Raw genomic sequence first — 24,267 nt, forward strand, 5'->3', positions numbered from 1 at the left:
CGCCTGCGGCGGGTGTGGTGCCCTGTCGCCCATCTTGCCCCCTCCCACCCGTTCCCGTAACGGTCGACCGCGTTCTGGCAAGGGCCTGACGGCACCTTTCCCGCGTGAGCGACAACACCCCCGTTTAATTTGCATCTCAAATGCCACTTTCAATAGCGTCTCGCTCAGACGTCCGACTGAGTCACCCAGGAGTCACGATGCTGTCCGAGCAGTCCGCGGCCACCGTCCGCGCCACTCTCCCCGCCGTCGGCGCGGCCATCGGCGAGATCACCAAGAGCTTCTACGGCAAGATGTTCGCCGCCCACCCCGAGCTGCTGCGCGACCTGTTCAACCGTGGCAACCAGGCCTCCGGCGCCCAGCAGCAGGCGCTCGCCGGTTCCATCGCCGCCTTCGCGACCTACCTGGTGAACCACCCCGACGAGCGCCCCGACGTGATGCTGAACCGCATCGCCCACAAGCACGCCTCGCTGCACGTCACCCCTGAGCAGTACCCGATCGTCTACGAGCACCTGTTCGCCGCCATCGCCGAAGTGCTCGGCGAAGCGGTCACCCCCGAGGTCGCCGAGGCGTGGACCGAGGTGTACTGGCTGATGGCCAACGCCCTCATAGCCATCGAGAAGCGACTGTACGAGCAGAGCGAGCAGACGGACTGGCGCGAGTGGAAGGTCGTCGAGCGGATCGACGAGACCGCCGACGTGGCCACCTTCAAGCTGCGCCCCGTGGACGACGAGCCGGTGCCCGGCTACCGCGCGGGCCAGTACGTCTCGGTCGGCGTCCACCTCGCGGACGGCGCCCGGCAGATCCGCCAGTACAGCCTGACCGCGGCCCCCGGCTCGCCGGAGCGGCAGTTCGCGGTCAAGCGGGTGCTCGGTGACGCCCCGGCCCCCGACGGCGAGGTCTCCAACCACCTGCACGCACACGTGCACGAGGGCGACACCCTGCAGCTCTCCGCCCCGTACGGCGACCTCGTCCTGGAGGCCACCGACGCGCCCGTGCTGCTCGCCTCCGCCGGCATCGGTGTGACCCCGATGATCGCCATGCTGGAGCAGCTCGCCGACGCCGGCCACCGCTCCCCGGTCACGGTCGTCCACGCCGACCGCTCCCCCGCCACGCACGCCCTGCGCGGCGACCACGAGGCCTTCGCGGGCAAGCTGCCGGACGCCGACGTGCACTTCTGGTACGAGCAGGACGCCCCCGAGTCCGCGCACTCCGGCCGCGTCGACCTGACCACCATGCCGATCGCGTCGGGCACGCGCGCGTACCTGTGCGGTCCGCTGCCCTTCATGCGGGCGGTGCGCGCCCAGCTCATCGAGAAGGGCGTGGCGCCCGCCGACATCCACTACGAGGTCTTCGGGCCGGACCTCTGGCTCGCCTGAGCCAAAGCCCAAAAAGCAACGTTCGCCGGTCAAGCCGCGGCGCCCGGCACACCGAAAGGGTGTGCCGGGCGCCGCGACGAGCCGAACGTTGCCTTTTGGCGCATCACCACCGGGCCGAACCGGTCAAGGACGCCTACGCGAGATCTCCAGTAGCAGCGGACCGGTCGGCGGCGCCGCCACGTCGTCGATCGTCAGCGGGTCCAGCGAGGCGAAGAACGCCTCCTGCGCCTGCCGCAGCGCGCCACGCAGCCGGCACGCGGAGTTGAGCGGGCAGGGCGTAGGGCCCCCCTCGCAGTCGACGACGTCGCCGTTTCCCTCAAAGGCGCGCACGATCGCACCGATCGACGCCGTGCGACCCGCCTCGGTGAGCGCCAGCCCGCCGCCCCGGCCACGCCGGGCCTCGAGCAGTCCCCTGTGCCGGAGTTCGGCGACGATTTTCGCGGCATGCGTGTACGGCACGTCCATGTGCTCCGCGACCTCACGGGTCGTGGGGGTCGAGCCGTCCGCGACAGCGAGTCGCATCAGGACGCGCAGCGCGATATCGGTGGAACGCAGCAGCCGCATAGCTTCAGCCTAAATAATGCGCATCTGTGGTTCAAATTATCGGCAGGAAAGCCGCTCCTTCGGCCGTTCCTGTGTCCCTCGCCACAGTGCACCTTCCCTGCCACTACCATCAGCGGGCCCGCCTGTCCCCCACCCTCCCCGAACGAACGCTTCGCGCGCACGGTCCATTCCACGCCCCTCCCCCGAAGGACTCTCCAATGGCTAGCGCCCACCAGACCGGGAACGGCTCCACCGATCGCAAGGCGCACGTGGAACAGATGCGCCATGCCGAGCGCGCCCGCGCTCGCCGTAACCGGATCCTCACGATCGGATCCGCGGTGGTCGTCGTCGCCGGTCTGTCCGTCGGTGGCGTCATCCTCATCGACTCGCAGTCCGGCGGTAAGGCCGCCGCTGCGAGCGACTCGAAGGCGAGCCATTCGAAGAGCCCGGGCGGCTTCGTCACCGGGACCGACGGCGTGAAGACCTGGAAGGGCACGCTGGGCCGCACCCACACCACCGACGCGGTGACGTACTCCATGGAGCCCCCGGTCGGCGGCGATCACCACCCGGTGTGGCAGAACTGCAACGGCGATGTCTACACCAAGCCGGTCCCGAACGTGCACGCCGTGCACTCGCTGGAGCACGGCGCGGTCTGGGTCACCTACAACAGCAAGGCGTCCAAGGCGGACGTCGACGCGCTCGCGACCAAGGTCAGGAATACCCCGTACACGCTGATGAGTCCCGTCAAGGACCAGAAGGACCCGCTCATGCTCTCCGCCTGGGCCCACCAGCGCACGGTGAAGAGCGCGAGCGACCCGAACGTCGACGCGTTCTTCGCCCGGTTCGTCCAGGGCCCCCAGACGCCCGAGCCGGGCGCCGCGTGCACCGGAGGAATGCCCCGGTGAGGCACATCGGCTGGATCGCCGGAACCGCGGCGGCAACGCTCGTCGCGGCCGGGACGATCACCTACGCACTCGCCGAGGACGCCGGATCCACACCTCAAGCCCCCCTCGCCGGCCCCGCGGACGCCGGCTTCGCCCGGGACATGGCGGTCCACCACCAGCAGGCCGTCGAGATGTCGTTCATCGTGCGCGACCGCACCAGGAACGAGGAGGTGCGTCGGCTCGCGTACGACATCGCGCAGACGCAGGCCAACCAGCGCGGCATGCTGCTGGGCTGGCTCGATCTGTGGAACCTGCCGAAGGTGTCCTCCGACCCGCCGATGACATGGATGGGCATGGGCGGCATGGCGTCCGGCAAGGACGGTGCGCTGATGCCCGGCATGGCCACCAACACCGAACTGAAGAAGCTGGACACGCTGAACGGCAGGCAGGCCGAGATCCTCTACCTGCAGCTGATGACCGACCATCACAAGGGCGGCGTCCACATGGCCGAGGGTTGCGTCGCCAAGTGCACGGTCGGCGTGGAGAAGAGACTCGCGCAGGGCATGGTCGACGCACAGCGGTCGGAGATCGAGCTGATGACCACCATGCTCAAGGAGCGGGGCGCGAAGCCGCGTGGCTAGCCGTGCAGCCAGGCGCGCCCCGCGCCGCGCGCTCGGTGCCTGATCACCGCAGGCGCAAGCGCATCACGCCGATCGCAACCATCTCGCAATAATCAGGGAACCATCGAAAGCGCCCCAAACCGCCTCTGAGGGTGGCTACTTGAGGTTTCCTTGGCCTTTCCATTCCCCTGACATGAACTGTTCATCGCAAGAGTGGCCCCACCGCGTGATCCATTCACCGCGCCTTCAGCGTGCGGCGTTCTCCGCGGATCACCGACGGACCACTACATGCGACGAACCGCATCGCAGGGGGTTTTATGAGATCCAATCGCGCCAAGGCGCGCGCCGGGGTGAGCTTGGCGGCGGCACTGCCGCTGCTCGCCGGCGCACTGGCGCTCGGCATACCCGCGGCGCACGCCGCGGACAACCCCGGCCGGGCCACGCTCGCGGGCACCAAGCCCGCGTGGGCGACAGCCCAGGCGGACAGGGGCGCCACGAGCGACAGCACCAAGGTCACCGCCCGGGTCTACCTGGCCGGTCGCGACGCGGCGGGGCTGACCGCCTTCGCGAAGGCCGTATCGGACCCGAAGTCGCCGATGTACGGCAAGTACTTGAGCGCCAAGGACGCGCAGGCCCGCTTCGGGGCCACGAAGGCGCAGATCGCCGCGGTGACCAACTGGCTGACGGCGTCCGGTCTGAAGGTCACCGACACCACGGCGCACTACCTCACCGTCACCGGTGACGCGGCCGCCGTCGAGAAGGCGTTCGGCGCCCGACTGCACAACTACGCCAAAGGCAAGCGCACTTACCGCGCCCCGGCGCGGACGGCGTCGGTTCCCGCCGCGCTCGACGGCGCGGTCCTCACCGTCACCGGCCTGGACAACGCCCCGCACAAGGCGAGCCACAAGGACACGCTGCCTCCGCCGGACGACGTGTTCCGCAACTCGGGCCCGTTCTCGTCGTACCACGGCTCGAACATGGCCACCACGCTGCCCAAGGCCTACGGCCAGCAGGTCCCGTACGCGGTCGAGGGCTACACCGGCAAGCAGCTGCGCGCCGCGTACGGCGCGGGCCAGGCGACCGGCAAGGGCGTGACCGTCGCGATCACCGACGCGTACGCCTCCCCGACCATCGCCAAGGACGCGGCCACCTACGCCGCCCGCCACGGTGACGCGGGCTACGCGAAGGGGCAGCTCACCCAGGTGCTGCCGAGCGACTACACGGACACCGAGGAGTGCGGGGCGGCCGGCTGGTACGGCGAGGAGACCCTCGACGTCGAGGCCGTGCACGCGGTCGCCCCCAAGGCGAACATCGTGTACGTCGGCGCCGCCTCCTGCTACGACGACGCCCTGATCGACTCGCTGAGCAAGATCGTCGACGGGCATCTGGCGGACATCGTCTCCAACTCGTGGGGCGACATCGAGGCCAACGAGACCCCGGACGTGGCCGCGGCTTACGACCAGATCTTCCAGCTCGGCGCCGTCCAGGGCATCGGCTTCTACTTCTCCTCCGGTGACGACGGCGACGAGCTCGCCAACACCGGGACGAAGCAGGTCGACACCCCGGCCAACTCCGCCTGGGTGACGGCGGTCGGCGGCACCTCGCTGGCGGTCGGCAAGGACGACACGTATCTGTGGGAGACCGGCTGGGGCACCCAGAAGGCGACGCTGGCCGCGAACGGCAAGAGCTGGACCAACTTCCAGTTCAACTCGGGCGCGGGCGGCGGCACCAGCAGGGTCGTGCCGCAGCCCTTCTACCAGAAGGGCGTCGTGCCGAACTCGCTCGCCACGGCGTACAGCCGGGCCGGCAACCGCGTCCTCCCGGACATCGCGGCCATCGCCGACCCGAACACCGGATTCAAGGTCGGCCAGACGCAGACCTTCCCGGACGGGTCCCAGCAGTACTCGGAGTACCGCATCGGCGGCACCTCGCTCGCCGCTCCGGTGATCGCGGCCGTCCAGGCGCTCGCCCAGCAGGAGCGCGGCAAGGCGATCGGCTTCGCCAACCCGGCGATCTACGACCGCTACGGCTCGAAGGTCTACCACGACGTGGTGGACCAGCCGACCGGCAAGCAGCTCGCGGTCGCCCGCGTGGACTTCGTCAACGCCTTCGACGCATCCGACGGTCTGCTCACCTCGGTGCGCGCCCTTGGCCAGGACAGCTCCCTGAAGGCCGTCCGCGGCTATGACAACGTCACCGGTGTGGGCTCGCCCGCTTCCGGCTACGTCGAGTCGTGGCGCCGCCACTGACCACCGGCTCACCGCGGTGTGCCGCGTGGCGCCCGTCCCTCGTCATCGGGGGGCGGGCGCCCTCGTCATGGGGGTGGCGCACGTGGGGCGGCCCACACCCCCATTGTGTCGCTCTGACGATTACTGGCGTCTAGACTGGGGCGCGTGCCTCAACTACGCCTCGCCCTGAATCAGATCGACTCGACGGTCGGTGATCTCGCCGCAAACGCCGAGGCGATCGTCCGTTGGACCCGGCACTCCGCCGAGCAGGGAGCGCATCTGGTGGCGTTCCCCGAGATGGCGCTGACCGGGTATCCCGTCGAGGACCTGGCCCTGCGGTCCTCCTTCGTCGAGGCCTCGCGGGCGGCCCTGAGGGACCTCGCCGCGCGGCTCGCCGACGAGGGTCTCGGGGAGCTGCCGGTGATCGTCGGCTATCTCGACCGCAGCGAGAGCGCACAGCCGAAGTACGGGCAGCCGGCCGGCGTCCCGCAGAACGCGGCGGCGGTGCTGCACCGCGGGGAGATCGCGCTCAGCTTCGCCAAGCACCACCTGCCCAACTACGGCGTCTTCGACGAGTACCGCTACTTCGTGCCCGGTGACACGATGCCGGTCGTGCGGCTGCACGGGATCGACATCGCGCTCGCCATCTGCGAGGACCTGTGGCAGGAGGGCGGTCGCGTCCCGGCGGCCCGGACCGCGAAGGCCGGGCTGCTGATCTCGATCAACGCCTCGCCCTACGAGCGGGACAAGGACGACACGCGTCTCGAACTGGTTCGCAAGCGAGCTCAGGAAGCGGGTTGCACCACCGCCTACCTCGCCATGATCGGCGGGCAGGACGAGCTCGTCTTCGACGGGGACTCGATCGTCGTCGCGCCGGACGGCGAAGTGATCGCGCGCGCGCCGCAGTTCGCGGAGGGATGCGTGGTCCTGGATCTCGACCTGCCCCGGGCGGAGGCGGACGCCCCCACGGACGTGGTGGACGACGGCCTGCGCATCGACCGGCTCGTGCTGTCCGAGGAACCGCTTGCCGCGTACGAGCCGGAGCTGACGGGCGGGTACGCCGAGCGGCTGGACGACGCGGAGGAGGTCTACTCGGCGCTGGTCGTGGGCCTGCGGGCGTACGTGGCGAAGAACGGCTTCCGGTCCGTCCTGATCGGGCTGTCCGGCGGCATCGACTCTGCGCTGGTCGCGGCGATCGCCTGCGACGCGGTGGGGGCGGAGAACGTGTACGGCGTGTCGATGCCGTCCAAGTACTCCTCCGACCACTCCAAGGACGACGCGGCGGAGCTGGCGCGGCGTACGGGCCTGCACTTCCGCACGGTCCCCATCGAGCCGATGTTCACCGCTTACATGGACTCCCTTGGCCTGACCGGGCTGGCGGAGGAGAACCTCCAGTCCCGGCTGCGCGGCACGCTGCTGATGGCGATCTCCAACCAGGAGGGCCACATCGTGCTGGCGCCCGGCAACAAGTCGGAGCTGGCGGTGGGCTACTCGACGCTGTACGGCGACTCGGTGGGCGCCTACGGCCCGATCAAGGACGTGTACAAGACGTCGATCTTCCAGCTGGCGCGCTGGCGGAACCGGGCCGCCGAGGAACGCGGCCAGACCCCGCCGATCCCCGAGAACTCGATCGAGAAGCCGCCGAGCGCGGAGCTGCGCCCGGACCAGGTCGACACGGACTCGCTGCCCGACTACCCGGTCCTGGACGCGATCCTGGATCTGTACGTGGACCAGGACAAGGGCGCGGACGCGATCACGGAGGCGGGCTTCGACCGCGAGCTGGTGGTGAAGACGCTGCGGATGGTCGACACCGCGGAGTACAAGCGCCGCCAGTACCCGCCGGGCACGAAGATCTCGGCGAAGGGCTTCGGCAAGGACCGCCGCCTGCCGATCACCAACAGGTGGCGCGAGCACGCGTAGCGCTTCGCGGGGGCCGGGTTTCCGGGGGCTGCCGCCCCGGCCCCCTGTATTTCGGCCTGAACGGCCTTGCCCTCGAACGCCGGACGGGCTGAATCGACCGGCTCAGCCGCGCACGCTCTCCGCGTGCTCCGGAACATGCGCCGCCACCAGTCGTACCTGCCCCGCCGGTGGAGCGACCCGGCGGTCAACCGCGTACGCGACTGACGCCACCGCCAGCCCGAGTACCGCCAGGGCCGCGCCCGCGATCGCCGGGGAGGTGACGGAGAAGCCCGCGGCCAGCGCGAGGCCGCCGACCCAGGCCCCGCCCGCGTTCGCCAGGTTGAACGCCGCCTGGTTCGCCGAGGACGCCAGCGACGGGGCCGCCGACGCCTTCTCCATGACCATGAGCTGCAGCGGCGAACCGGTGACGAACGCCGCCGTGCCCAGCAGCGTCACCGCCAGGGCCGCGCTCCACTGGGCGCCCATGAGCAGCGGGAACAGGGACAGCACCACCGTCAGCGAAGCCAGGCCGCCGAACAGCGTGCCCCGCAGCGAATGGTCCGCCAGCCGGCCGCCGACGAGGTTGCCGACCGTCGCGCCCACCCCGAACAGGGCCAGCAGCAGGGTGACGCTGCCCTCCGCGTACCCGGCCGCGTCCGTCAGCATCGGCGCCACATAGCTGTACGCCGAGAACAGCGCCCCCATGCCGGCCACCGTCGTACCCAGTGCCAGCCAGACCGGCAGGGAACGCAGGGGCGCCAGCTCGCCCCGCAGGCCGACGGCCGGGACGTGGGTGTGGTCCCTCGGGATCAGGAGGACGAGAGAGACGATCGCGGCCACGCCGATGGCGCTCACGCCCAGGAACGTGGCCCGCCACCCCAGGTGCTGGCCTGTCAGCGTCCCCACCGGCACGCCCGCGATGTTCGCGACCGTCAGGCCCAGGAACATCAGCGAGACCGAGCGGGCCTTGCGCTCGGGCGCGACCAGGTTCATGGCGACGACCGCGCCGACGCCGAAGAACGCCCCGTGCGGCAGACCGCTCAGAAAACGCGCGGCCAGCAGCCAGTGGTAGCCGGGGGCGAGGCCGGCCAGCGCGTTACCCAGCACGAACAGGACCATCAGCCCGATCAGGACCGGACGGCGGGGCATACGGGCGGTGACCGCGGCGAGCAGCGGCGCGCCGATCACCACGCCCAGCGCGTACGCCGAGACCAGATGCCCGGCGGTGGGGATGGATATGTGCAGGTCGTTCGCGACGTTGGGCAGCAGGCCCATCATCACGAACTCGGTGGTGCCGATGCCGAAGGCACCCACGGCGAGGGCGAGCAGGGCCAGGGGCATGAAGGGGCTTCGCCTTTCAGGAGGGGGGTCCGCCCATCCTATGTTCGGCCACAGAACAAAGCCGGGGCGGGCCCGGCGTTCCAGGAGGTCACCGCACGGCTGCCGGGGCCCTTCCCGCACCTGGTGTTCTCGTCAGGACTCGGCCTGGTCGACCTGCACACGCGCGGCGACCGGCAGGTGGTCGCTTCCCGTCCGCGGCAGGGTCCACGAACTCACCGGCTCGACACCCCTGACCATGATCTGGTCGATCCGCGCCATCGGGAACGACGCCGGCCAGCTGAACCCGAAGCCGCTGCCCGCCGCGCCCTGCGTGGAACGCATCTGCGAGGTGACGGCGTTGAGCGAGCGGTCGTTCATGGTGCCGTTCAGATCGCCGAGCAGGATCACCTTGTCCAGTTCCTCGTCGGCGATGGCCTCGCCGAGCGCGTCCGCGCTGGTGTCCCGCTGCCGGGCGGTGAACCCGGCCTCCATCTTCACCCGCACCGAGGGCATGTGGGCGACGTAGACGGCGATCCTCCCCTCCGGCGTGGTCACGGTGGCCCGCATCGCCCGCTTCCAGCCCAGCTTGATGTCGACCGCCTCGACACCGGTCATCGGGTACTTGCTCCACAGTCCGACGGTGCCGACGACCGCGTGGTGGCGGTACGTGGACGCCAGCGCCTTCTCGTACACCGGCACCGCGGACTCGGTCAGCTCCTCCAGGGCCAGCACCTGCGCGCCGGATGCGGCCACGTCACGGGCGGTGCGGGAGGGGTCGGGGTTGTCGGCGTTCACGTTGTGCGTGGCGACCATCAGGTCGCCGCCGACGCCGGTCTTGTCGCCGAGCAGCCCGCCGAACAGGTTCAGCCAGATCGCTGCGGGCAGCAGCACCGCGATCAGCGCGGTCGCCGACCTCCTCACCAGCGCGAGGATCAGCAGCAGCGGGACGAGGACGACGCCGAGCCAGGGCAGGAACGTCTCGCTGAGGCTGCCGAGGTTGCCGATCCGGTTGGGGATCCGGGCGTGCAGCAGCATCACCAGCGCGAGGATCACCGCGATGGCGGCCAGAACGCCTCCGCGGCGCCAGATCCCGCGGTCGCCGCGCAGGGTGTCGAACAGGCGCTGGAGCCGGGATCCTCGACGGTCCGGTCCCGAGCCGCCGCTACCCGTCTCCGTCATGTACGCCTGCGCCATACCGTCGCCTCACAGCCTGCCGTGCACACCGTCGTCCCCTCGCGGTACGACCCTAGGGGATGATCGGGCTCGTTCCTGCCGTCCCATGACGGCCGTACTGGCACGAGGACGAAGAAGGGGACGTGAAGAGTTCCGGGCGGGACACGAGTGGCACCTTTTGTGACGAAACGCGGACGCGGGCCAAGGGCTGTCCCGTGATCCCTGATGTATGCGGACGTCCCGACAACGCGGCGAGGTGCCGTAGCTGCCGTCGCGCGCCCGCCAGGAATCACGGGACAGCCCTTAGGGTCTGACGGGTCGTAGCCCTTCCAGCACCGTGTCGACGATCCGCTCGGCAAGGCCCTCCTCCAGCTCGGCGTCGGGACGCAGTATGGAGCGCACGATCATGGGGCCGACGAGGATGTCGTTCATCAGCTCCACGTCCACGTCCTGGCGCAGTTCGCCGTTCTTCTGCCCTCGGCGCAGGACGTCGAGCCCGGCCCGGCGCCGGGGAGCGATGACGCACGCGTCGTACGCGGCCCAGATCTTGGGGCTGCACTTCATCTGGACGTGCGCGTTGTGCAGGATCGCCGAGGTGCGGCCGGCCAGGCCGCGCTGCCGCAGCGCCTCCAGGAGCACCACGAGGTCGTCGCGCATCGATGTGCCGGGCAGTTCAGGGTCCTTGGGCTCGGCGGAGCGGACGGCGTCGATGAAGAGGTCCTCCTTGTTGCTCCAGCGACGGTAGATGGTGGCCTTGCCGACACCGGCGGTGCGGGCGATGCGCTCCATGGACAGGTCCGCGAGGGGCACTCCGTCCTCGATGAGCTTCATCACACCTTCGATGATGGCCCGTTCCACGACCTCACTGCGGGGGCGTCCACGCACGGGGTAGTCCTGCTGGGGGCCGCTGTCGGCAAGGCTCACATTCGACTCCGTCCTGGCTGCGCTGGGCTGGGCTGATTCTTCCCGGTGTACGCCGTGCCGGACACCCCGCCTCCCGGAGTGCCCGGCTGTGACGTGCCGTCAGTTGTCCGCCGTCAGTGGTCCGCCGTCACCAGTTCCGCCTCGCCCTTTTCCGCCTGCGGTGCGGGAGGCTTCCCGGGCAGGAACAGCGCCACCACGATCGCGCCGAGCACCGCCACGCCCGCGCCCCACAGGGCCGTGGTGTGCATCGCGTGCAGGAACGCGTCGTTGGCCGGCCCGACCAGGGCCCTGCCGTTCGGGCCGAGCTTCGAGGCCACGCCGAGCGTCGCCTCGATGGACTCGCCCGCGGTGTGGCGGACGCCGGCCGGGAGGAAGGTGAGCTTGTCCTGGATGCCGGTGCGGTACGCCGTCGACAGCACCGAGCCGAGCACCGCGATACCCAGCGCGCCGCCGACCTGGCGGAAGGTGTTGCTGAGCGCGGACGCTGAGCCCGCCTTCTCCCGGGGCAGCGCCTGCATGATGACCACGCTGGTCGGGGTCATGATGTGGGCCATGCCGGCGCCCATGAGGAAGAAGATGACCTCGAGGATCCAGATCGGCGTGTCCGCCTCCAGCGCGGCGAACGAGGCGAGCGTCGCGGTGATGACGATCATGCCCGCGGTGGTCGTGACCTTGTTGCCGAACCGTTCGACCACCAGCCGGGCGCGCGGCGCGAAGATCATCTGTGCGGCGGCCAGCGGCAGCATCAGCAGACCGGTCTGCAGCGGCGAGTACCCGCGGACGCTCTGGGTGTAGAAGACGGAGAAGAAGGTCACGCCCATCAGTGCGAAGAAGACCAGCGCGATCGCGGCGATGGCGGCGGAGAAGACCTTGTTCTTGAAGTAGGTGACATCGATGGACGGGTGGTCGCTGCGCTTCTCGTGCACCACGAAGAACGCGAGCACGGCGAGACCCGCGGCAATGGTGGCGAGGACCTTGACGTCGGTGAAGTCGGCCAGTTGGCCGCCCTTGATGATGCCGTAGACCAGCAGGACCAGGCCGACGACTGACAGGACGACGCCGAAGGGGTCGATGTGGCCGGGGTTGGGGTCGCGGGAGTCGGGGACCAGCCAGATCATCAGGGCCAGCGCGATGATCACGATGGGCACGTTGATCAGGAAGACGGAGCCCCACCAGAAGTGGTCGAGGAGCACCCCGCCGGTGATCGGCCCGATGGCGATGGCGAGGCCGACGCCGCCGGCCCAGATACCGATGGCCTTGGGCTGCTCGTCCCGCTCGAAGACGTTCACCAGGACGGCGAGCGTCGCGGGCATCACGAAGGCGGCGCCGAGGCCCATGATCGCGCGGAACGCGATGAGTTGGCCCGGTGAGCCGGACTGGGCCGCGAGCGCCGACCCCGCACCGAACACGACAAGACCGGCCAGCAGCATCTTCTTGCGGCCCAGGCGGTCGCCCAGCAGACCTGCGGTGAACAGCAGCCCTGCGAAGACGAGCGTGTAGGCGTTGATGGCCCATTCCAGCTCGCTCTGCGTGGCGCCCAGGCCGGTCGGCGCCGGAGTGGAGATGGTCTTGATGGCGACGTTGAGGATGGAGTTGTCGAGCACCACGATCAGCAGGCTGAGCATCAGCACGCCGAGGATGGCCCATCGGCGCCTGTGTATCGCCTCCGGGACGCGGCGTTCGGCAGGGGCGGCTGGAGTTGTCATGACACCGAGCGTAGGTGCATTACGATACGGAACCGTCTCGTATCGAAAATCTTTACCGGCGCCTTGCGATTACTTGTACGGGCGACGACGGTGACCCGCGCCCCCGCGTCCCGTCCCCTGCTCTAGCCGCGCATGGCACGAGGTGCCACCATGGATGTGGTCCGGGGACGCCGTCAGGGCGCCTCGAGATGACAGAAGGAGCCGTTGCGATGACGCAGCTTCCGGCTGCCCAGGGGCAGCCCGCCCAGGGTGCGCTCAAGCCGTCCGACAGCAGCAAGGCGCTGTACGGAGGAAAGAGCACCCGCCGCATCACCGTACGCGACATCACCGCCGCCAAGGAGCGCGGCGAGAAGTGGCCCATGCTCACCGCCTACGACGCGATGACCGCGTCCGTGTTCGACGAGGCCGGGATCCCGGTCATGCTCGTCGGCGACTCGGCGGGCAACTGCCACCTCGGGTACGAGACCACCGTGCCCGTCACTCTCGACGAGATGACCATGCTGTCCGCCGCGGTCGTCCGGGGCACCCAGCGCGCCCTGATCGTCGCCGACCTGCCCTTCGGCTCGTACCAGGAGGGCCCGGTGCAGGCGCTGCGCTCGGCCACCCGCCTGGTGAAGGAGGCCGGGGTCGGCGCCGTGAAGCTGGAGGGCGGTGAACGCTCGCACCGCCAGATCGAGCTGCTGGTGGAGTCCGGCATCCCGGTCATGGCACACATCGGCCTGACCCCGCAGTCGGTCAACGCCATGGGCTACCGCGTGCAGGGGCGCGGCGAGGAGGCCGCGGCGCAGTTGCTGCGGGACGCCAAGGCCGTGCAGGACGCGGGCGCGTTCGCGGTCGTTCTGGAACTGGTCCCGGCGGAACTGGCCGCCGAGGTGACGCGGGTGCTGCACATCCCGACGGTCGGCATCGGCGCGGGCCCGGACACGGACGCCCAGGTCCTGGTGTGGACCGACATGCTCGGGCTGACCGACGGCCGGGTGCCGAAGTTCGTGAAGAAGTACGCGAACCTGCGTCAGGTCATGGGCGACGCGGCGAAGGCGTTCGCCGAGGACGTCGTGGGCGGAACGTTCCCCCTCGAGGAGCACTCGGTGCACTGAGTGCACTCGGTGCACTCAGTGCACTGCCGGGTTCGGTAGTCCACACACCGCGCGCCGCACGCATCGGCGCGCGGTTCCCCCGCCCCGCACGGAGCCCGCAGCAGCCCGCAGCAGCCCGCAGCAGCCCGCCGATCTTCCCCCGTCGGCGGGCTGCTCGCCGTTCGGTCGGGTGATCTGTCGGCGGTTTGTCGTGGCTGTAGGTGACCTGTCGGCGGTTTGTCGGTGGCGGCTGGCACCGTGAACGGCATGACGCGCATCGACAACAAACCCCACGACGCCGCACCGGACGCGGCCGTCACCGTACGGGGGCTGGTCAAGCACTACGGCGAGACGAAGGCACTGGACGGCGTCGACCTCGACGTGCGCGAGGGCACGGTCCTCGGTGTACTCGGGCCGAACGGCGCAGGGAAGACCACCCTGGTCCGCTGCCTTTCCACCCTCATCACCCCGGACGCCGGCCATGCGATGGTCGCCGGCTACGACGTCGTCCGCCAGCCCCGCCAGACCCGGCGCGTGATCGGCCTCACCGGCCAGTACGCGTCGGTCGACGAGAAGCTCTCCGGGTACGAGAATCTCTACATGATCGGCCGGCTCCTCGACCTGTCCCGCAAGGAGTCCCGCGCCCGGGCCGACGGGCTCCTGGAGCGGTTCTCGCTCACGGATGCGGCCAAGCGCCCGGCGTCCACCTACTCCGGCGGTATGCGGCGCCGCCTCGACCTCGCCGCCTCCATGATCGGGCACCCCGCCGTCCTGTATCTGGACGAGCCGACCACAGGCCTGGACCCGCGGACCCGGAACGAGGTGTGGACCGAGATCAAGCGGATGGTCGCCGAGGGCGCGACCGTGCTGCTCACCACCCAGTACATGGAAGAAGCCGAGCAGTTGGCCTCCGAGCTGACCGTCATCGACCGCGGCAAGGTCATCGCGGGCGGCGGCGTCGACGAGCTGAAGGCCAAGGTCGGCGGCCGTACACTGCGCATCCGTCCCGCCGACCCGCAGGAGCTGCGCCCGACGGCCGCGTCGCTCGACGAGTTCGGCCTCACCGGACCCGGCGACGCGACCGTGGACACCGAGACCGGCACCGTCCTCGTGCCGATCCTCAGCGACGAGCAACTGACCGCGGTGGTCGGCGCGCTCACCGCCCGCGGCATCACGCTCGCCGGCATCACCACCGAACTGCCCAGCCTGGACGAGGTGTTCCTGTCCCTGACCGGCCACAAGACCGGTGCCCCGCAGGACGCCACGTCCGCCGACTCCCGCGAGGAGATCGCCGTATGAGCGCCACGACCGTCGCCACCGCCAACGCCCGGATCCCGCTGCGTGGGCATCTGCGGCACACCAGCGCGCTCATCCGGCGCAACCTGCTCTGGATCCGCCAGGACCCGGAGTCGATGTTCGACGCGCTGTTCATGCCGATCGTCTTCACGCTGCTGTTCGTGTACGTCTTCGGCGGCTCGATCGGCCAGGCGCTGGGCGGCGGCCAGGACGAGTACGTGCAGTACGTCATCCCCGGCATGCTGGCGATGATGAGCATGACCCTGTCGCAGGGCGTCGGCACCGGGTTCAGCCAGGACTTCAACAGCGGTGTCATGGACCGTTTCCGCTCGCTGCCGATCGGGCGCGGGTCCGTACTCCTCGCGAAGGTCGCCGTGGAGCTGGCCCGGATGCTGTTCGCCACGGTCATCCTGATGGTCGTCGCCGTCCTGGTCGGGTTCCACATCCACCACTGGGCCGGCCTGCTCGCGACCATCGGCCTGTCCGCGCTGTTCGCCTCCTCGATCATGTGGGTGTTCCTCACCCTCGGCGTGACGCTGAAGAACGCTCAGTCGGTACAGGCGATGGGCTTCCTGGTGCTGTTCCCGCTGCAGTTCGGCTCCTCGATCTTCGCGCCGACGAACTCGATGCCCGGCTGGTTGCGGCACTTCACCGACTACAACCCGCTGTCCACACTCGCGGACGCGGCCCGGGGTCTGATGCTGGGCGGCCCGGTCGCGCACGACCTGTGGGTGACGGTGATCTGGTCGGCGGCGATCACGGCGGTCGCGGCGCCCATCGCCATCCGCAAGTACGCCGCCAAGAGCTGACCGGGCACCAGCACCGCCGGTACGCGTCAGACGAGGGCGACGGCCTCCTCCAGCGAGAGCCCGTCGCCCTCCGCGTACGCGGCCTCGTACGCGGCGTCGCCCAGCACGTCACGGGCCGCCGCCTCCGCCTTGACGCGGGCCTCGCGCTCCGCAGGGGGCTGGACATGGCCGGGCGGCAGCAGCCGGTCGGCGGTGGCCAGACACCGGGCGGCATCGCGGGCACGGCTGCGGTCCTTCGCACCGCAGAGCGCGATCACGGCACACGTCAGGTGCACGGAGGGCATCTGCGGAGCGATCATCTGGGTCATCCGATCCTCGGATCGCGCGAGCGCCGCGCGCACCTTGGCCAGGGCCTGCGGATACCGCCCGTCCACCGTCTCCAGCCAGGCTTCTACGCCGAGCACCAGGCCCTCGAAGACCACGAACCCGACAGCCGCGAAGTCCCTGCGCAGCAGCCGTACCTGCTCACGCGCCTCGGCCACCCGGTCGGTGCGGCTGAGCCACATGGCCAGGACAGTCCGGGCGAAGGGCATGGCGTCGCTGAACGAGCCATGGCCCTCGTCGATGACCTGCCGCAGCAGCCGCTCGCCCCGCTCGCTCTCCCCGGTGTCCAGCAGGACATTGCCGAGGCGGGCGACGAGCACGCCCCTCTGGGATCGGGCACCGAGCTGTTCGGCGTACTCCGCGGCGGCCTCGTAGTCGGCGGCGGCGAGCAGATAGTCGCCACGCCGCTCATGGGCCTCACCACGGGCGGACAGGGACTCGGCCACGCCCCAGGCGTCCCCGAGGTCACGGAAGGTCTCCAGCGCCTCGTCGGCGTCCCGCCGCGCGTCCCCCGCCCAGTCGCTGCGGTTGGCGAGGATGTTGGCGCGCATCTGAAGGGTGTTGGCCAGCTCCCAGGTGGAGCCGCGTTCCCGGCAGGTGCGGACGGATTCGTCGAGGACCACGCGCAGACGGTTCAGGTCGCCGGTGAGCAGGACGGCGAAGATCCATACGAAGCCGGGCATGCGACAGGTCTGCGGCTGGCCGGGGCGGTACGTCTCGCTGATGACGCGCAGCTTCTCCTTGGCCTCGGCCGTCTCCCATACCTGAAGGTCCATGTCCATGCAGGCGAGGTGGACGAGATGGGCGCCGCGGCGGGCCTCGTCGAGGATCTCCGGGCGCATCGGCGGCGGGCTGTCGGTGCACCTCTCGTGCAGGTCGGGCACCTTACGGACGGGCGAGGTGAAGGGATCAGGGCCGAGGGCGATGACGGCGCTCGACCAGGCACGGGCCTCGGTGCGCAAGTCCCGCATCTGCCAGTACCAGGACAACGAGTGCAGCAGGCACAGCGCCTCCTGCTCGTCACGGGCGGCGACGGCGCGGCGCAGGGCGCTACGCACGTTCTCGTGCTCCACCTGAAGCCGTTCGATCGCCGTGCGCTGGGCCGACGAGCGCAGCAACGGGTCAGTGGTACGGGCAAGTTCGCGGTAGTACGTGAGATGGGCGCGCTCGGCGTCGGGCCGCTCACCGGACTCGTCGAGTCGCTCGCCCGCGTACTCGGCGACGGTCTCCAGGAGTCGGTAGCGCATCTCCCCGTCTCCCGAAGGGGCCGCCACCACCAGGGACTTGTCGACGAGAGAGGCGACCCCTTCCAGTGCGGCGGGCCCGCACACGGCCTCGGCGGCGGCCAGGTCGCAGCCACCGGCGAAGACGGACAGCCGACGCAGCACCGCGCGTTCGTCGGCGTCCAGCAGGTCCCAGGACCAGTCGACGACGGCCCGCAGGGTCTGCTGCCGGGGCAGCAGAGTACGGGCGCCGGAGGTGAGCAACCTGAAGCGGTCGTCGAGCCGGTCGGCGATCTGGCGTAGCGACAGCATGCGCAGCCGGGCTGCGGCCAGTTCGATGGCGAGCGGCAGTCCGTCGAGGCGGCGGCAGATCTCGTCGGCGGCCTCCGGGGCGTCCTGGACCCTGAAGCCCGGCCGGGCGGCGGCGCCGCGGTCGGCGAGCAGCTTCAGCGCGTACGGCTGCGGCAGCGGCTCGACCGGGCGCAGCAGTTCCCCGGGGACGCCGAGGGGTTCACGGCTGGTGGCGAGGACCGTCAGCCCCGGGCAGCGTTCCAGGAGGTGCTCGACCAGTCGGGCGGCGGCGTCCACGACGTGTTCGCAGTTGTCGAGGATGAGCAGCATGCGGCGCCACGCGCAGTGTTCGGCGAGCCGGACAAGGGGGTCGTCGTGCCGGTCGGCGGCGACGCGCATCTCCTCGGCGCCGGCGCCGCGCAGCACGGTCTCGCGCGCTCCGACGGCGGTGAGCACGGCCTCGGGCACGGCATCCGGGTCGCCGACCGGCGCCAGTTCGGCCAGCCACACCCCGTCCGGCGCCGTGTGCGCCACGGCCTCGGCGGCCTCCTGCGACAGCCGCGTCTTTCCGGCACCGCCCGGCCCGAGCAGGGTGACCAGCCGGGCGGCGGCGAGGTCACCGCGGATGGCGTCGATGTCCGCGTCCCGTCCGACGAAGGAGGTCAGCCGGGCGCGGAGGTTGCCGGGCGGCGGGGAGGAGACGGAGGTCTCCCCGGCCGGGGCCACTGCGGGCCGGGGGACGACCACTGCCGGTGCGGTTTCCGGGGCGCGCAGCAACTCCCCGTACAGCGCACGGAGTTCGGGCCCCGGATCCGAGCCCAGCCGGTCCGCGAGCAGCTCTCGTACGTCCTCGTACGCGGCCAGCGCCTCGGCCGGCCGGCCCGCGTCGCGCAGGGCGCGCAGCCGCAGTGCCTGGAGGGGCTCGTCCAGGGGGTGGAGGTCGCACAGGGCGGTCAGCTCGGGCAGGTGCCGCTCGCCGTGACCGAGGGCGAGGCCCGCGGTGAGGCGGGCGCGGCGCACGTCGAGGCGGCGGGTCTCCCAGCGGGCCGCCTCGGCGGTGCGGTCGGGGAGGTCGGCGAGGGCGGGACTGTGCCACAGGGCGAGGGCGTCGTCCAGGGCGACCGCCGCCTTCGCGGGATCGCCGTCGCCCAGGGCGCGCAGGCCCTCCCCGGCGAGCCGCTCGAAGCGGTGCAGGTCGATGTCGTCCGGCGTCGAGGCCAGCCGGTAGCCGCCGTCCACGGACTGCACCGCGTCCGGCCCGAGCGTCCGGCGCAGCCGTCCGACCAGCGCCTGCAGGGCGCCGGTGGCGTCGACGGGCGGGTCGCCGGCCCACACCTCGTCGACGAGGAGGGCGGCGGGGACGGTCCGGCCGGCTCGCAGGGCGAGCACGGTCAGCAGGGCGCGCAGCCGCGCCCCGCCGACCGGGACGCTCGTGCCGTCGACGCGGAATGCCTGGGTGGTGCCGAGGATCCGATAGCGCACGTGTGTCATTGTCTCCGGTGGCGTCGGGGCCGGTCACGGGGTTCGGGCGGTACGACGCCCTTCGTGTCCCCACCCTCTCCGGAACCCGGTACCGTTCGCGAGACGTTTTCGGGGCACGCCCCCGGCAGGAGTACGAGTCCGAGGAGTCCCATGACCACCGCCGCCACCCGGCCCGGCGACCGGAGGATCAGCCCCGTCTTCGTGGGCCTGCTGGCCGTGACGGCGGTCACCGGCTGGGCCACCTGGAGCGGCTTCGCCCAGGAACCGGGCGTGGCCGTGTTCCTGTTCGTGACGGCCGCGTGGATCGTGTCGCTCTGTCTGCACGAGTACGCGCACGCGCGCACCGCCCTGCTCGGCGGTGACATCACGGTCGGCGCCAAGGGCTATCTCACGCTCAACCCGCTGAAGTACACGCACGCCCTGCTGAGCATCGTCCTCCCGGTGATCTTCGTGATCATGGGCGGGATCGGTCTGCCGGGCGGCGCGGTCTTCATCGAGCGGGGCCGCATCCGGGGCCGCTGGCGGCACAGTCTGATCTCGGCGGCGGGTCCGCTGACGAACGTGCTGTTCGCGGTGGTGTGCACGGCCCCGTTCTGGCTGCACGCGCTGGACGGGGTGCCCACGGACTTCCGGTACGCGCTCGCATTCCTCGCGCTGCTCCAGGTCACCGCGGCGATCCTGAACTTCCTGCCGGTACCCGGCCTGGACGGCTACGGGGTGATCGAGCCCTGGCTGTCGTACAAGGTGAAGCGCCAGGTGGAGCCGTTCGCCCCGTACGGCCTGCTGTTCGTGTTCGCGCTGCTGTGGCTCCCGTCGGTCAACAGCGCCTTCTTCGATGTGATCGACGGGATCCTGGGCGCCCTGGGCATCGACGACCTCGACCGCTACTGCGGCCAGGACCTCTACCGCTTCTGGGACGGCACCGGCGAGCTCTGTCAGCTCAGCCGGTAGCGGACTGCTTCTGGGCCGCCTTGCCGCGCCGCAGGTAGTACAGGGTCATGTTGGACGACAGGCCCGCCAGCAGCACCCATACGATCCCCAGCCAGCTGCCCTGGACGAACGAGACGACCGCCGCGGCCACGGCGAGCACGCAGACGACGAGGGCGTAGAGGGCGAGGCGGGGCATGGGGGTGGCTCCTGTCGGGGGACACTGCTGCGACGACCGGTAGTACATCAAGTACGTCGACCAGTGTCCCCCATGGGCTCACACGTCGGTGATGCGGAGTCCCGCGTGCGCCTTGTACCGGCGGTTGACGGAGATCAGGTTCGCCACCAGGGACTCCACCTGGTGGGCGTTGCGCAGCCGCCCCGCGAAGATGCCCCGCATGCCGGGGATCCGCCCGGCCAGTGCCTGCACGATCTCGACGTCGGCGCGCTCCTCGCCGAGGACCATCACATCGGTGTCGATCTGGTCGAGTTCCGGGTCCTGGAGCAGGACGGCGGACAGGTGGTGGAAGGCGGCGGTGACCCGCGAGTCCGGCAGCAGGGCCGCGGCCTGCTCGGCGGCGCTGCCCTCCTCCGGCTTGATCGCGTACGCGCCCTTCTTGTCGAAGCCGAGCGGGTTGACGCAGTCGACGACGAGCTTGCCGGCCAGTTCCGCCTGCAGGGACTCGAGCGTCTTGCCGTGTCCCTCCCACGGCACGGCGACGATCACGATGTCGCTGCGCCGGGCGGCCTCGGCGTTGTCGGCGCCCTCGACACCGTGGCCGATCTCCTCGGCGGCGGACTGCGCGCGCTCCGCGGCCCGCGAGCCGATGATCACCTGCTGGCCGGCCCGGGCGAGCCGGTAGGCGAGGCCCTTGCCCTGCGGGCCGGTGCCGCCGAGCACGCCGACGACGAGCCCGGAGACGTCGGGAAGGTCCCAGGGGTCCTTGACGGGGGCCTTCTGTGCACTGTCGGTTGAGGTCATGGGGCGACTCTACGTGCGCGCCCGCGCCCCGCGATCCGCGCTCGTCGAGTGAGGACCGCCACGGGAAGGGGGAAAGCCGCGAAGAGGGAAAACCGGTTGCCTCCGGGCTCCGGGTCGGCTGATTCCGGGGCGCGATGTGGAACCAGACGATCCCGGACGAGCTGCGCGGTCGTCTGGCCGGTAGCGAGTTGCTGTCGCACTCGGTCGGCCCGCAACGGGAGGGGGCGGCGGGCTGAGCGGCCGGGGGGGGTTCGCCCCCGCCGCCCCGACAGCGCCCGGTAAGCCCTGACTCAGTCGTCCTCCCGTTCACCCGTCGGAGGGACGTCGTGCCACCGGGGGTCCGTCTCCCACTGCAGGTTCCGCTCGCGCGCCGTCTCCATCGCGTGCGCAGCCTCCCCGCGGGACGCGTACGGCCCGAACCGGTCCTTGGCGGGACACTCGGGTCCCTCCTCGACCTTCTGATGCTCCAGGCAGTAGTACCACTCGCCCGGCTTTCCCGCGGTCCGCTTCTTGAACAGGGCCATGACCAGCTCCTCTCACCAACGACATGTTCCCCCCTCGGCCCTGGATAGACTCGCTGTCATGTCTGGCCACTCGTTGCTCGCCCCCGGGGAGCTCTCCCCGAACCGTCCCGTGCCGGGGAACATCCGCCGCCCCGAGTACGTCGGCAAGCCCGCGCCGAAGCCGTACACCGGGCCGGAGGTACAGACTCCGGAGACCGTCGAGGCGATGCGGACCGCCGGGCGGATCGCCGCGCGGGCGATGGCGGAGGCGGCCAAGCACATCGCACCGGGCGTGACCACGGACGAACTGGACCGGGTGGCGCACGAGTACATGTGCGACCACGGCGCCTACCCCTCGACGCTCGGCTACCGCGGCTTCCCGAAGTCGCTGTGCACGTCGGTCAACGAGGTGATCTGCCACGGCATCCCGGACTCGACGGTGCTGCGGGACGGCGACATCGTCAACCTCGACGTGACGGCGTACATCGGCGGCGTCCACGGCGACAACAACGCCACGTACCTCGTCGGCGAGGTGGACGAGGAGTCCCGGCTGCTGGTCGAGCGCACCCGCGAGTCCCTCGCACGCGCCATCAAGGCCGTCCGGCCCGGCCGCCAGATCAACGTCATCGGCCGCGTCATCGAGTCCTACGCCAAGCGCTTCGGCTACGGCGTGGTCCGCGACTTCACCGGCCACGGCATCAGCACCTCGTTCCACTCCGGCCTGATCGTCCCGCACTACGACAGCCCGCACGCCACGACGGTGATGCGGCCCGGCATGACGTTCACGATCGAGCCGATGCTGACCCTCGGCACCCACGAGTACGACATGTGGGACGACGGCTGGACGGTCGTCACCAAGGACCGCAAGCGCACGGCCCAGTTCGAGCACACGCTGGTGGTGACCGAGACGGGCGCGGAGATCCTGACGCTGCCGTAGGGGCGTGGCCGGCTCGCGCCGCTCATCAGGGGTGTTCGACGGCGATTTGGCCGTTGCTGGTGGTCAGGTCGAGCCGGTAGCGACCCGACGGGTCGTCGGTCACCTCGATGTGCTTGCTGCCGTTGCTGGTCTTGGCACTCACCCGGTAGTCGGCCTGGGGCACGGTCAGGTCGATGTTCCCGTTGGACGTCCTGGCCCGCACGTCCTGGGGTGTGGCGAGGGCGAGGTCGATCGCGCCGTTGGAGGTCTCCGCCCGGAGCCGGCGGCCTGCAATGTTCCGCCCCGTGATCCGGCCGTCGGAAGTCCGTACCTCGACCGGGCCGGAGACGTCGTTCATCTCGATCTGGCCGGAGTCTGCGGTCACCTTCACCGCGCCCACCCGCGTCACGCTGACGGAACCGCTGGAGGCATCGCCACTCACCGGGATACCGGCGGGCACGTCGACGGTGTAGGTCACCGAGCAGTGGCTGCCGCAGCCACCGAGGACGAGGACGCCGTCCTCGATCCGGTAGGTGGCGCCGTGCGGTTTGTCGCCCTCGTACGCGACCGTGCGATGGAGCGACAACTTACCGTTGCCCTTCGTTCCGTTCACCGTGGCACCGCCCGACCCGATGTCCAGCCGGACCGAGGTGATCTTCCCGGACAGCGTGCTGTCGTCCTGGAAGGTCTCCTGATGCAGCGGATCGCACGCGGCCAGCCCGCCGACCGCGGTTCCGGCCGCCACGACGATCGCGAGGCAGCGAACCAACTTACGCATGAATGTCCCCCGTTCCGGGCGCCGTCCGAGACGGACCCGCAGAATGCACCGTTCCGAGTTGTCCGGTTTCCAACTCCTTGCAAACTACCGTTCCTTCCGGTTGGCGACGATCGGGGTAACCCCCCAACTTCCCCTTAGGGGCACCCTCGCCACGAGCAGCCGTCCGCTGCCGGCACAGGGCACTTGTTCCGGGGAAGGTCGTACACCTACAAGGAACCCAGGGGGTGCTGCCGGTAGGGGCGGCCGCGGATGTGACGGTTCTTCGGAATGTGTAACGCCGCGGCAAGTACACCCCGTGGACGCGGCCGCGCAGGGCGGCCTCCAAGGCAGCATCACCCCTGGGCGCCACCTCGCCCGACGCCCTCCCCTCCGCGCACGGCCAGCGGCTCCGCCGCGTGCACACGCAGCGCCGGACCGTCGTCCAGCGTCAGCACCACAGCCGGGCCCGCGGACGCGTACTGCTCGTTCCGCACGCCGAGAACGGTCCGCCATGCGCCCCAGACCCGCACCTGCTGTCCGGTACGGACCAGCACCGCCGCCACCTCGCGCGCGACAGGCTCGGCGAGGAGGTCGGGAGCCTTGAGTTCCGCGAACACCGTCTTGCCGATCCCGGCGGCGCGCTCCTCGTAGCCCCAGCGATGCGCGAGCGCCTCCACGAGCAGCAGCCCCCGCCCGCACGTCTCGTCCTCTCCGGGCTCCCGCACCTCGGGCCTGCCCCCTCCCGCGTCGCTCACCTCCAGCCGCAGCAGCCCCTCCGCCACCGAGTGCGCGATCCGTACGCCCACCTGCCGGTCGCTCGGTACCGGGACGCGGAGCGCGTTGGTGACGAGCTCGGAGAGCACCAACTCGGCGTTGCTCAGTACCTCCTGACCGATGCCCCAATCAGTGAGCACGGCGTGCAGCAGGGCTCTCGCTCGGGAAACGCTGCGATGGCTTCGCGGGAGCCGAAAGGCGACGTCATTCGGTGTCGTCATGGGGAAGCCTCCA

General features: G+C 70.5%; 21 protein-coding genes. 10 read left to right on the plus strand and 11 right to left on the minus strand.

The window, feature by feature from the left end:
* Positions 1-197: 197 nt before the first annotated feature.
* Positions 198-1,376, plus strand: a complete 1,179-nt coding sequence (locus ACWDEX_RS03955) for a globin domain-containing protein (RefSeq protein ID WP_450461577.1) — start codon at positions 198-200, stop codon at positions 1,374-1,376.
* A 123-nt stretch (positions 1,377-1,499) separates the two neighbouring features.
* On the opposite strand, the gene ACWDEX_RS03960 is transcribed toward ACWDEX_RS03955, so the two are convergent.
* Positions 1,500-1,940 (minus strand): RrF2 family transcriptional regulator, encoded by a 441-nt coding sequence (locus tag ACWDEX_RS03960; protein ID WP_450461578.1) that lies wholly within the window; start codon positions 1,938-1,940, stop codon positions 1,500-1,502.
* Between the two features lie 197 nt (positions 1,941-2,137).
* Between ACWDEX_RS03960 and ACWDEX_RS03965 the strand changes: the two genes are divergently transcribed.
* From ACWDEX_RS03965 to ACWDEX_RS03980, 4 genes are all read left to right on the plus strand, one after another.
* The gene (locus tag ACWDEX_RS03965; protein WP_450461579.1) at positions 2,138-2,824 is read left to right on the plus strand and encodes a DUF3105 domain-containing protein; all 687 of its coding nucleotides are present in this window, start codon (positions 2,138-2,140) and stop codon (positions 2,822-2,824) included.
* On the plus strand, positions 2,821-3,444 hold the full coding sequence (locus tag ACWDEX_RS03970) for a DUF305 domain-containing protein (protein WP_450461580.1): 624 nt from the start codon (positions 2,821-2,823) through the stop codon (positions 3,442-3,444). Before ACWDEX_RS03965 ends, ACWDEX_RS03970 begins: the two co-directional genes overlap by 4 nt.
* 296 nt (positions 3,445-3,740) lie before the next feature.
* Complete coding sequence (locus ACWDEX_RS03975; RefSeq protein ID WP_450461581.1) at positions 3,741-5,672, plus strand: S53 family peptidase; 1,932 nt, start codon at positions 3,741-3,743, stop codon at positions 5,670-5,672.
* A 144-nt stretch (positions 5,673-5,816) separates the two neighbouring features.
* Entirely contained in the window at positions 5,817-7,571 is a 1,755-nt protein-coding gene (locus ACWDEX_RS03980) for an NAD+ synthase (protein WP_450461582.1), read from the plus strand.
* Positions 7,572-7,673: 102 nt separating this feature from the next.
* Here ACWDEX_RS03980 and ACWDEX_RS03985 read toward each other — a convergent pair whose 3' ends face one another.
* From ACWDEX_RS03985 to ACWDEX_RS04000, 4 genes are all read right to left on the minus strand, one after another.
* A complete protein-coding gene (locus tag ACWDEX_RS03985; RefSeq protein WP_450461584.1) occupies positions 7,674-8,891 on the minus strand; it encodes an MFS transporter in 1,218 nt (405 codons plus the stop codon).
* A 132-nt stretch (positions 8,892-9,023) separates the two neighbouring features.
* Positions 9,024-10,064, minus strand: coding sequence for an endonuclease/exonuclease/phosphatase family protein (locus tag ACWDEX_RS03990; RefSeq protein ID WP_450461585.1), 1,041 nt, complete (start codon positions 10,062-10,064; stop codon positions 9,024-9,026).
* Positions 10,065-10,346: 282 nt separating this feature from the next.
* Complete coding sequence (locus ACWDEX_RS03995; RefSeq protein WP_450461586.1) at positions 10,347-10,967, minus strand: TetR/AcrR family transcriptional regulator; 621 nt, start codon at positions 10,965-10,967, stop codon at positions 10,347-10,349.
* Between the two features lie 113 nt (positions 10,968-11,080).
* The gene (locus tag ACWDEX_RS04000) at positions 11,081-12,673 is read right to left on the minus strand and encodes an MFS transporter (protein WP_450461587.1); all 1,593 of its coding nucleotides are present in this window, start codon (positions 12,671-12,673) and stop codon (positions 11,081-11,083) included.
* A 209-nt stretch (positions 12,674-12,882) separates the two neighbouring features.
* Between ACWDEX_RS04000 and panB the strand changes: the two genes are divergently transcribed.
* The 3 genes from panB to ACWDEX_RS04015 all read left to right on the plus strand — a co-directional run bounded on the left by panB (position 12,883) and on the right by ACWDEX_RS04015 (position 15,854).
* Complete coding sequence (gene panB, locus ACWDEX_RS04005) at positions 12,883-13,770, plus strand: 3-methyl-2-oxobutanoate hydroxymethyltransferase (protein WP_450461588.1); 888 nt, start codon at positions 12,883-12,885, stop codon at positions 13,768-13,770.
* Between the two features lie 246 nt (positions 13,771-14,016).
* Positions 14,017-15,048 (plus strand): ATP-binding cassette domain-containing protein, encoded by a 1,032-nt coding sequence (locus tag ACWDEX_RS04010; RefSeq protein WP_450461589.1) that lies wholly within the window; start codon positions 14,017-14,019, stop codon positions 15,046-15,048.
* A complete protein-coding gene (locus ACWDEX_RS04015; RefSeq protein WP_450461590.1) occupies positions 15,045-15,854 on the plus strand; it encodes an ABC transporter permease in 810 nt (269 codons plus the stop codon). The genes ACWDEX_RS04010 and ACWDEX_RS04015 overlap by 4 nt, the downstream gene beginning before the upstream one ends.
* A 26-nt stretch (positions 15,855-15,880) precedes the next feature.
* Here the strand turns inward: ACWDEX_RS04015 and ACWDEX_RS04020 are convergent, their stop codons facing one another.
* Positions 15,881-19,183, minus strand: a complete 3,303-nt coding sequence (locus ACWDEX_RS04020; protein WP_450461591.1) for an AfsR/SARP family transcriptional regulator — start codon at positions 19,181-19,183, stop codon at positions 15,881-15,883.
* A gap of 141 nt (positions 19,184-19,324) precedes the next feature.
* Here ACWDEX_RS04020 and ACWDEX_RS04025 point away from each other — a divergent pair, with 141 nt between their 5' ends.
* Complete coding sequence (locus ACWDEX_RS04025; RefSeq protein ID WP_450461592.1) at positions 19,325-20,125, plus strand: site-2 protease family protein; 801 nt, start codon at positions 19,325-19,327, stop codon at positions 20,123-20,125.
* On the opposite strand, the gene ACWDEX_RS04030 is transcribed toward ACWDEX_RS04025, so the two are convergent.
* From ACWDEX_RS04030 to ACWDEX_RS04040, 3 genes are all read right to left on the minus strand, one after another.
* A complete protein-coding gene (locus ACWDEX_RS04030) occupies positions 20,115-20,300 on the minus strand; it encodes a hypothetical protein (RefSeq protein ID WP_450461593.1) in 186 nt (61 codons plus the stop codon). The genes ACWDEX_RS04025 and ACWDEX_RS04030 overlap by 11 nt on opposite strands.
* A 78-nt stretch (positions 20,301-20,378) precedes the next feature.
* On the minus strand, positions 20,379-21,083 hold the full coding sequence (gene npdG, locus ACWDEX_RS04035) for an NADPH-dependent F420 reductase (RefSeq protein ID WP_450461594.1): 705 nt from the start codon (positions 21,081-21,083) through the stop codon (positions 20,379-20,381).
* Positions 21,084-21,373: 290 nt separating this feature from the next.
* Positions 21,374-21,607 carry a hypothetical protein gene (locus ACWDEX_RS04040; protein WP_450461595.1) on the minus strand — a complete coding sequence of 78 codons (234 nt, stop codon included), beginning with the start codon at positions 21,605-21,607 and terminating at the stop codon, positions 21,374-21,376.
* 58 nt (positions 21,608-21,665) lie between these two features.
* Between ACWDEX_RS04040 and map the strand changes: the two genes are divergently transcribed.
* Complete coding sequence (gene map, locus ACWDEX_RS04045) at positions 21,666-22,523, plus strand: type I methionyl aminopeptidase (protein WP_450461596.1); 858 nt, start codon at positions 21,666-21,668, stop codon at positions 22,521-22,523.
* Between the two features lie 25 nt (positions 22,524-22,548).
* Here the strand turns inward: map and ACWDEX_RS04050 are convergent, their stop codons facing one another.
* Both ACWDEX_RS04050 and ACWDEX_RS04055 read right to left on the minus strand, forming a co-directional pair.
* Positions 22,549-23,280, minus strand: coding sequence for a DUF4097 family beta strand repeat-containing protein (locus ACWDEX_RS04050; protein WP_450461597.1), 732 nt, complete (start codon positions 23,278-23,280; stop codon positions 22,549-22,551).
* 332 nt (positions 23,281-23,612) lie between these two features.
* Positions 23,613-24,254 carry an ATP-binding protein gene (locus tag ACWDEX_RS04055; RefSeq protein WP_450461598.1) on the minus strand — a complete coding sequence of 214 codons (642 nt, stop codon included), beginning with the start codon at positions 24,252-24,254 and terminating at the stop codon, positions 23,613-23,615.
* Positions 24,255-24,267 lie beyond the last annotated feature (13 nt).

It is taken from the genome of Streptomyces sp. NPDC001020 (genome assembly GCF_053599115.1).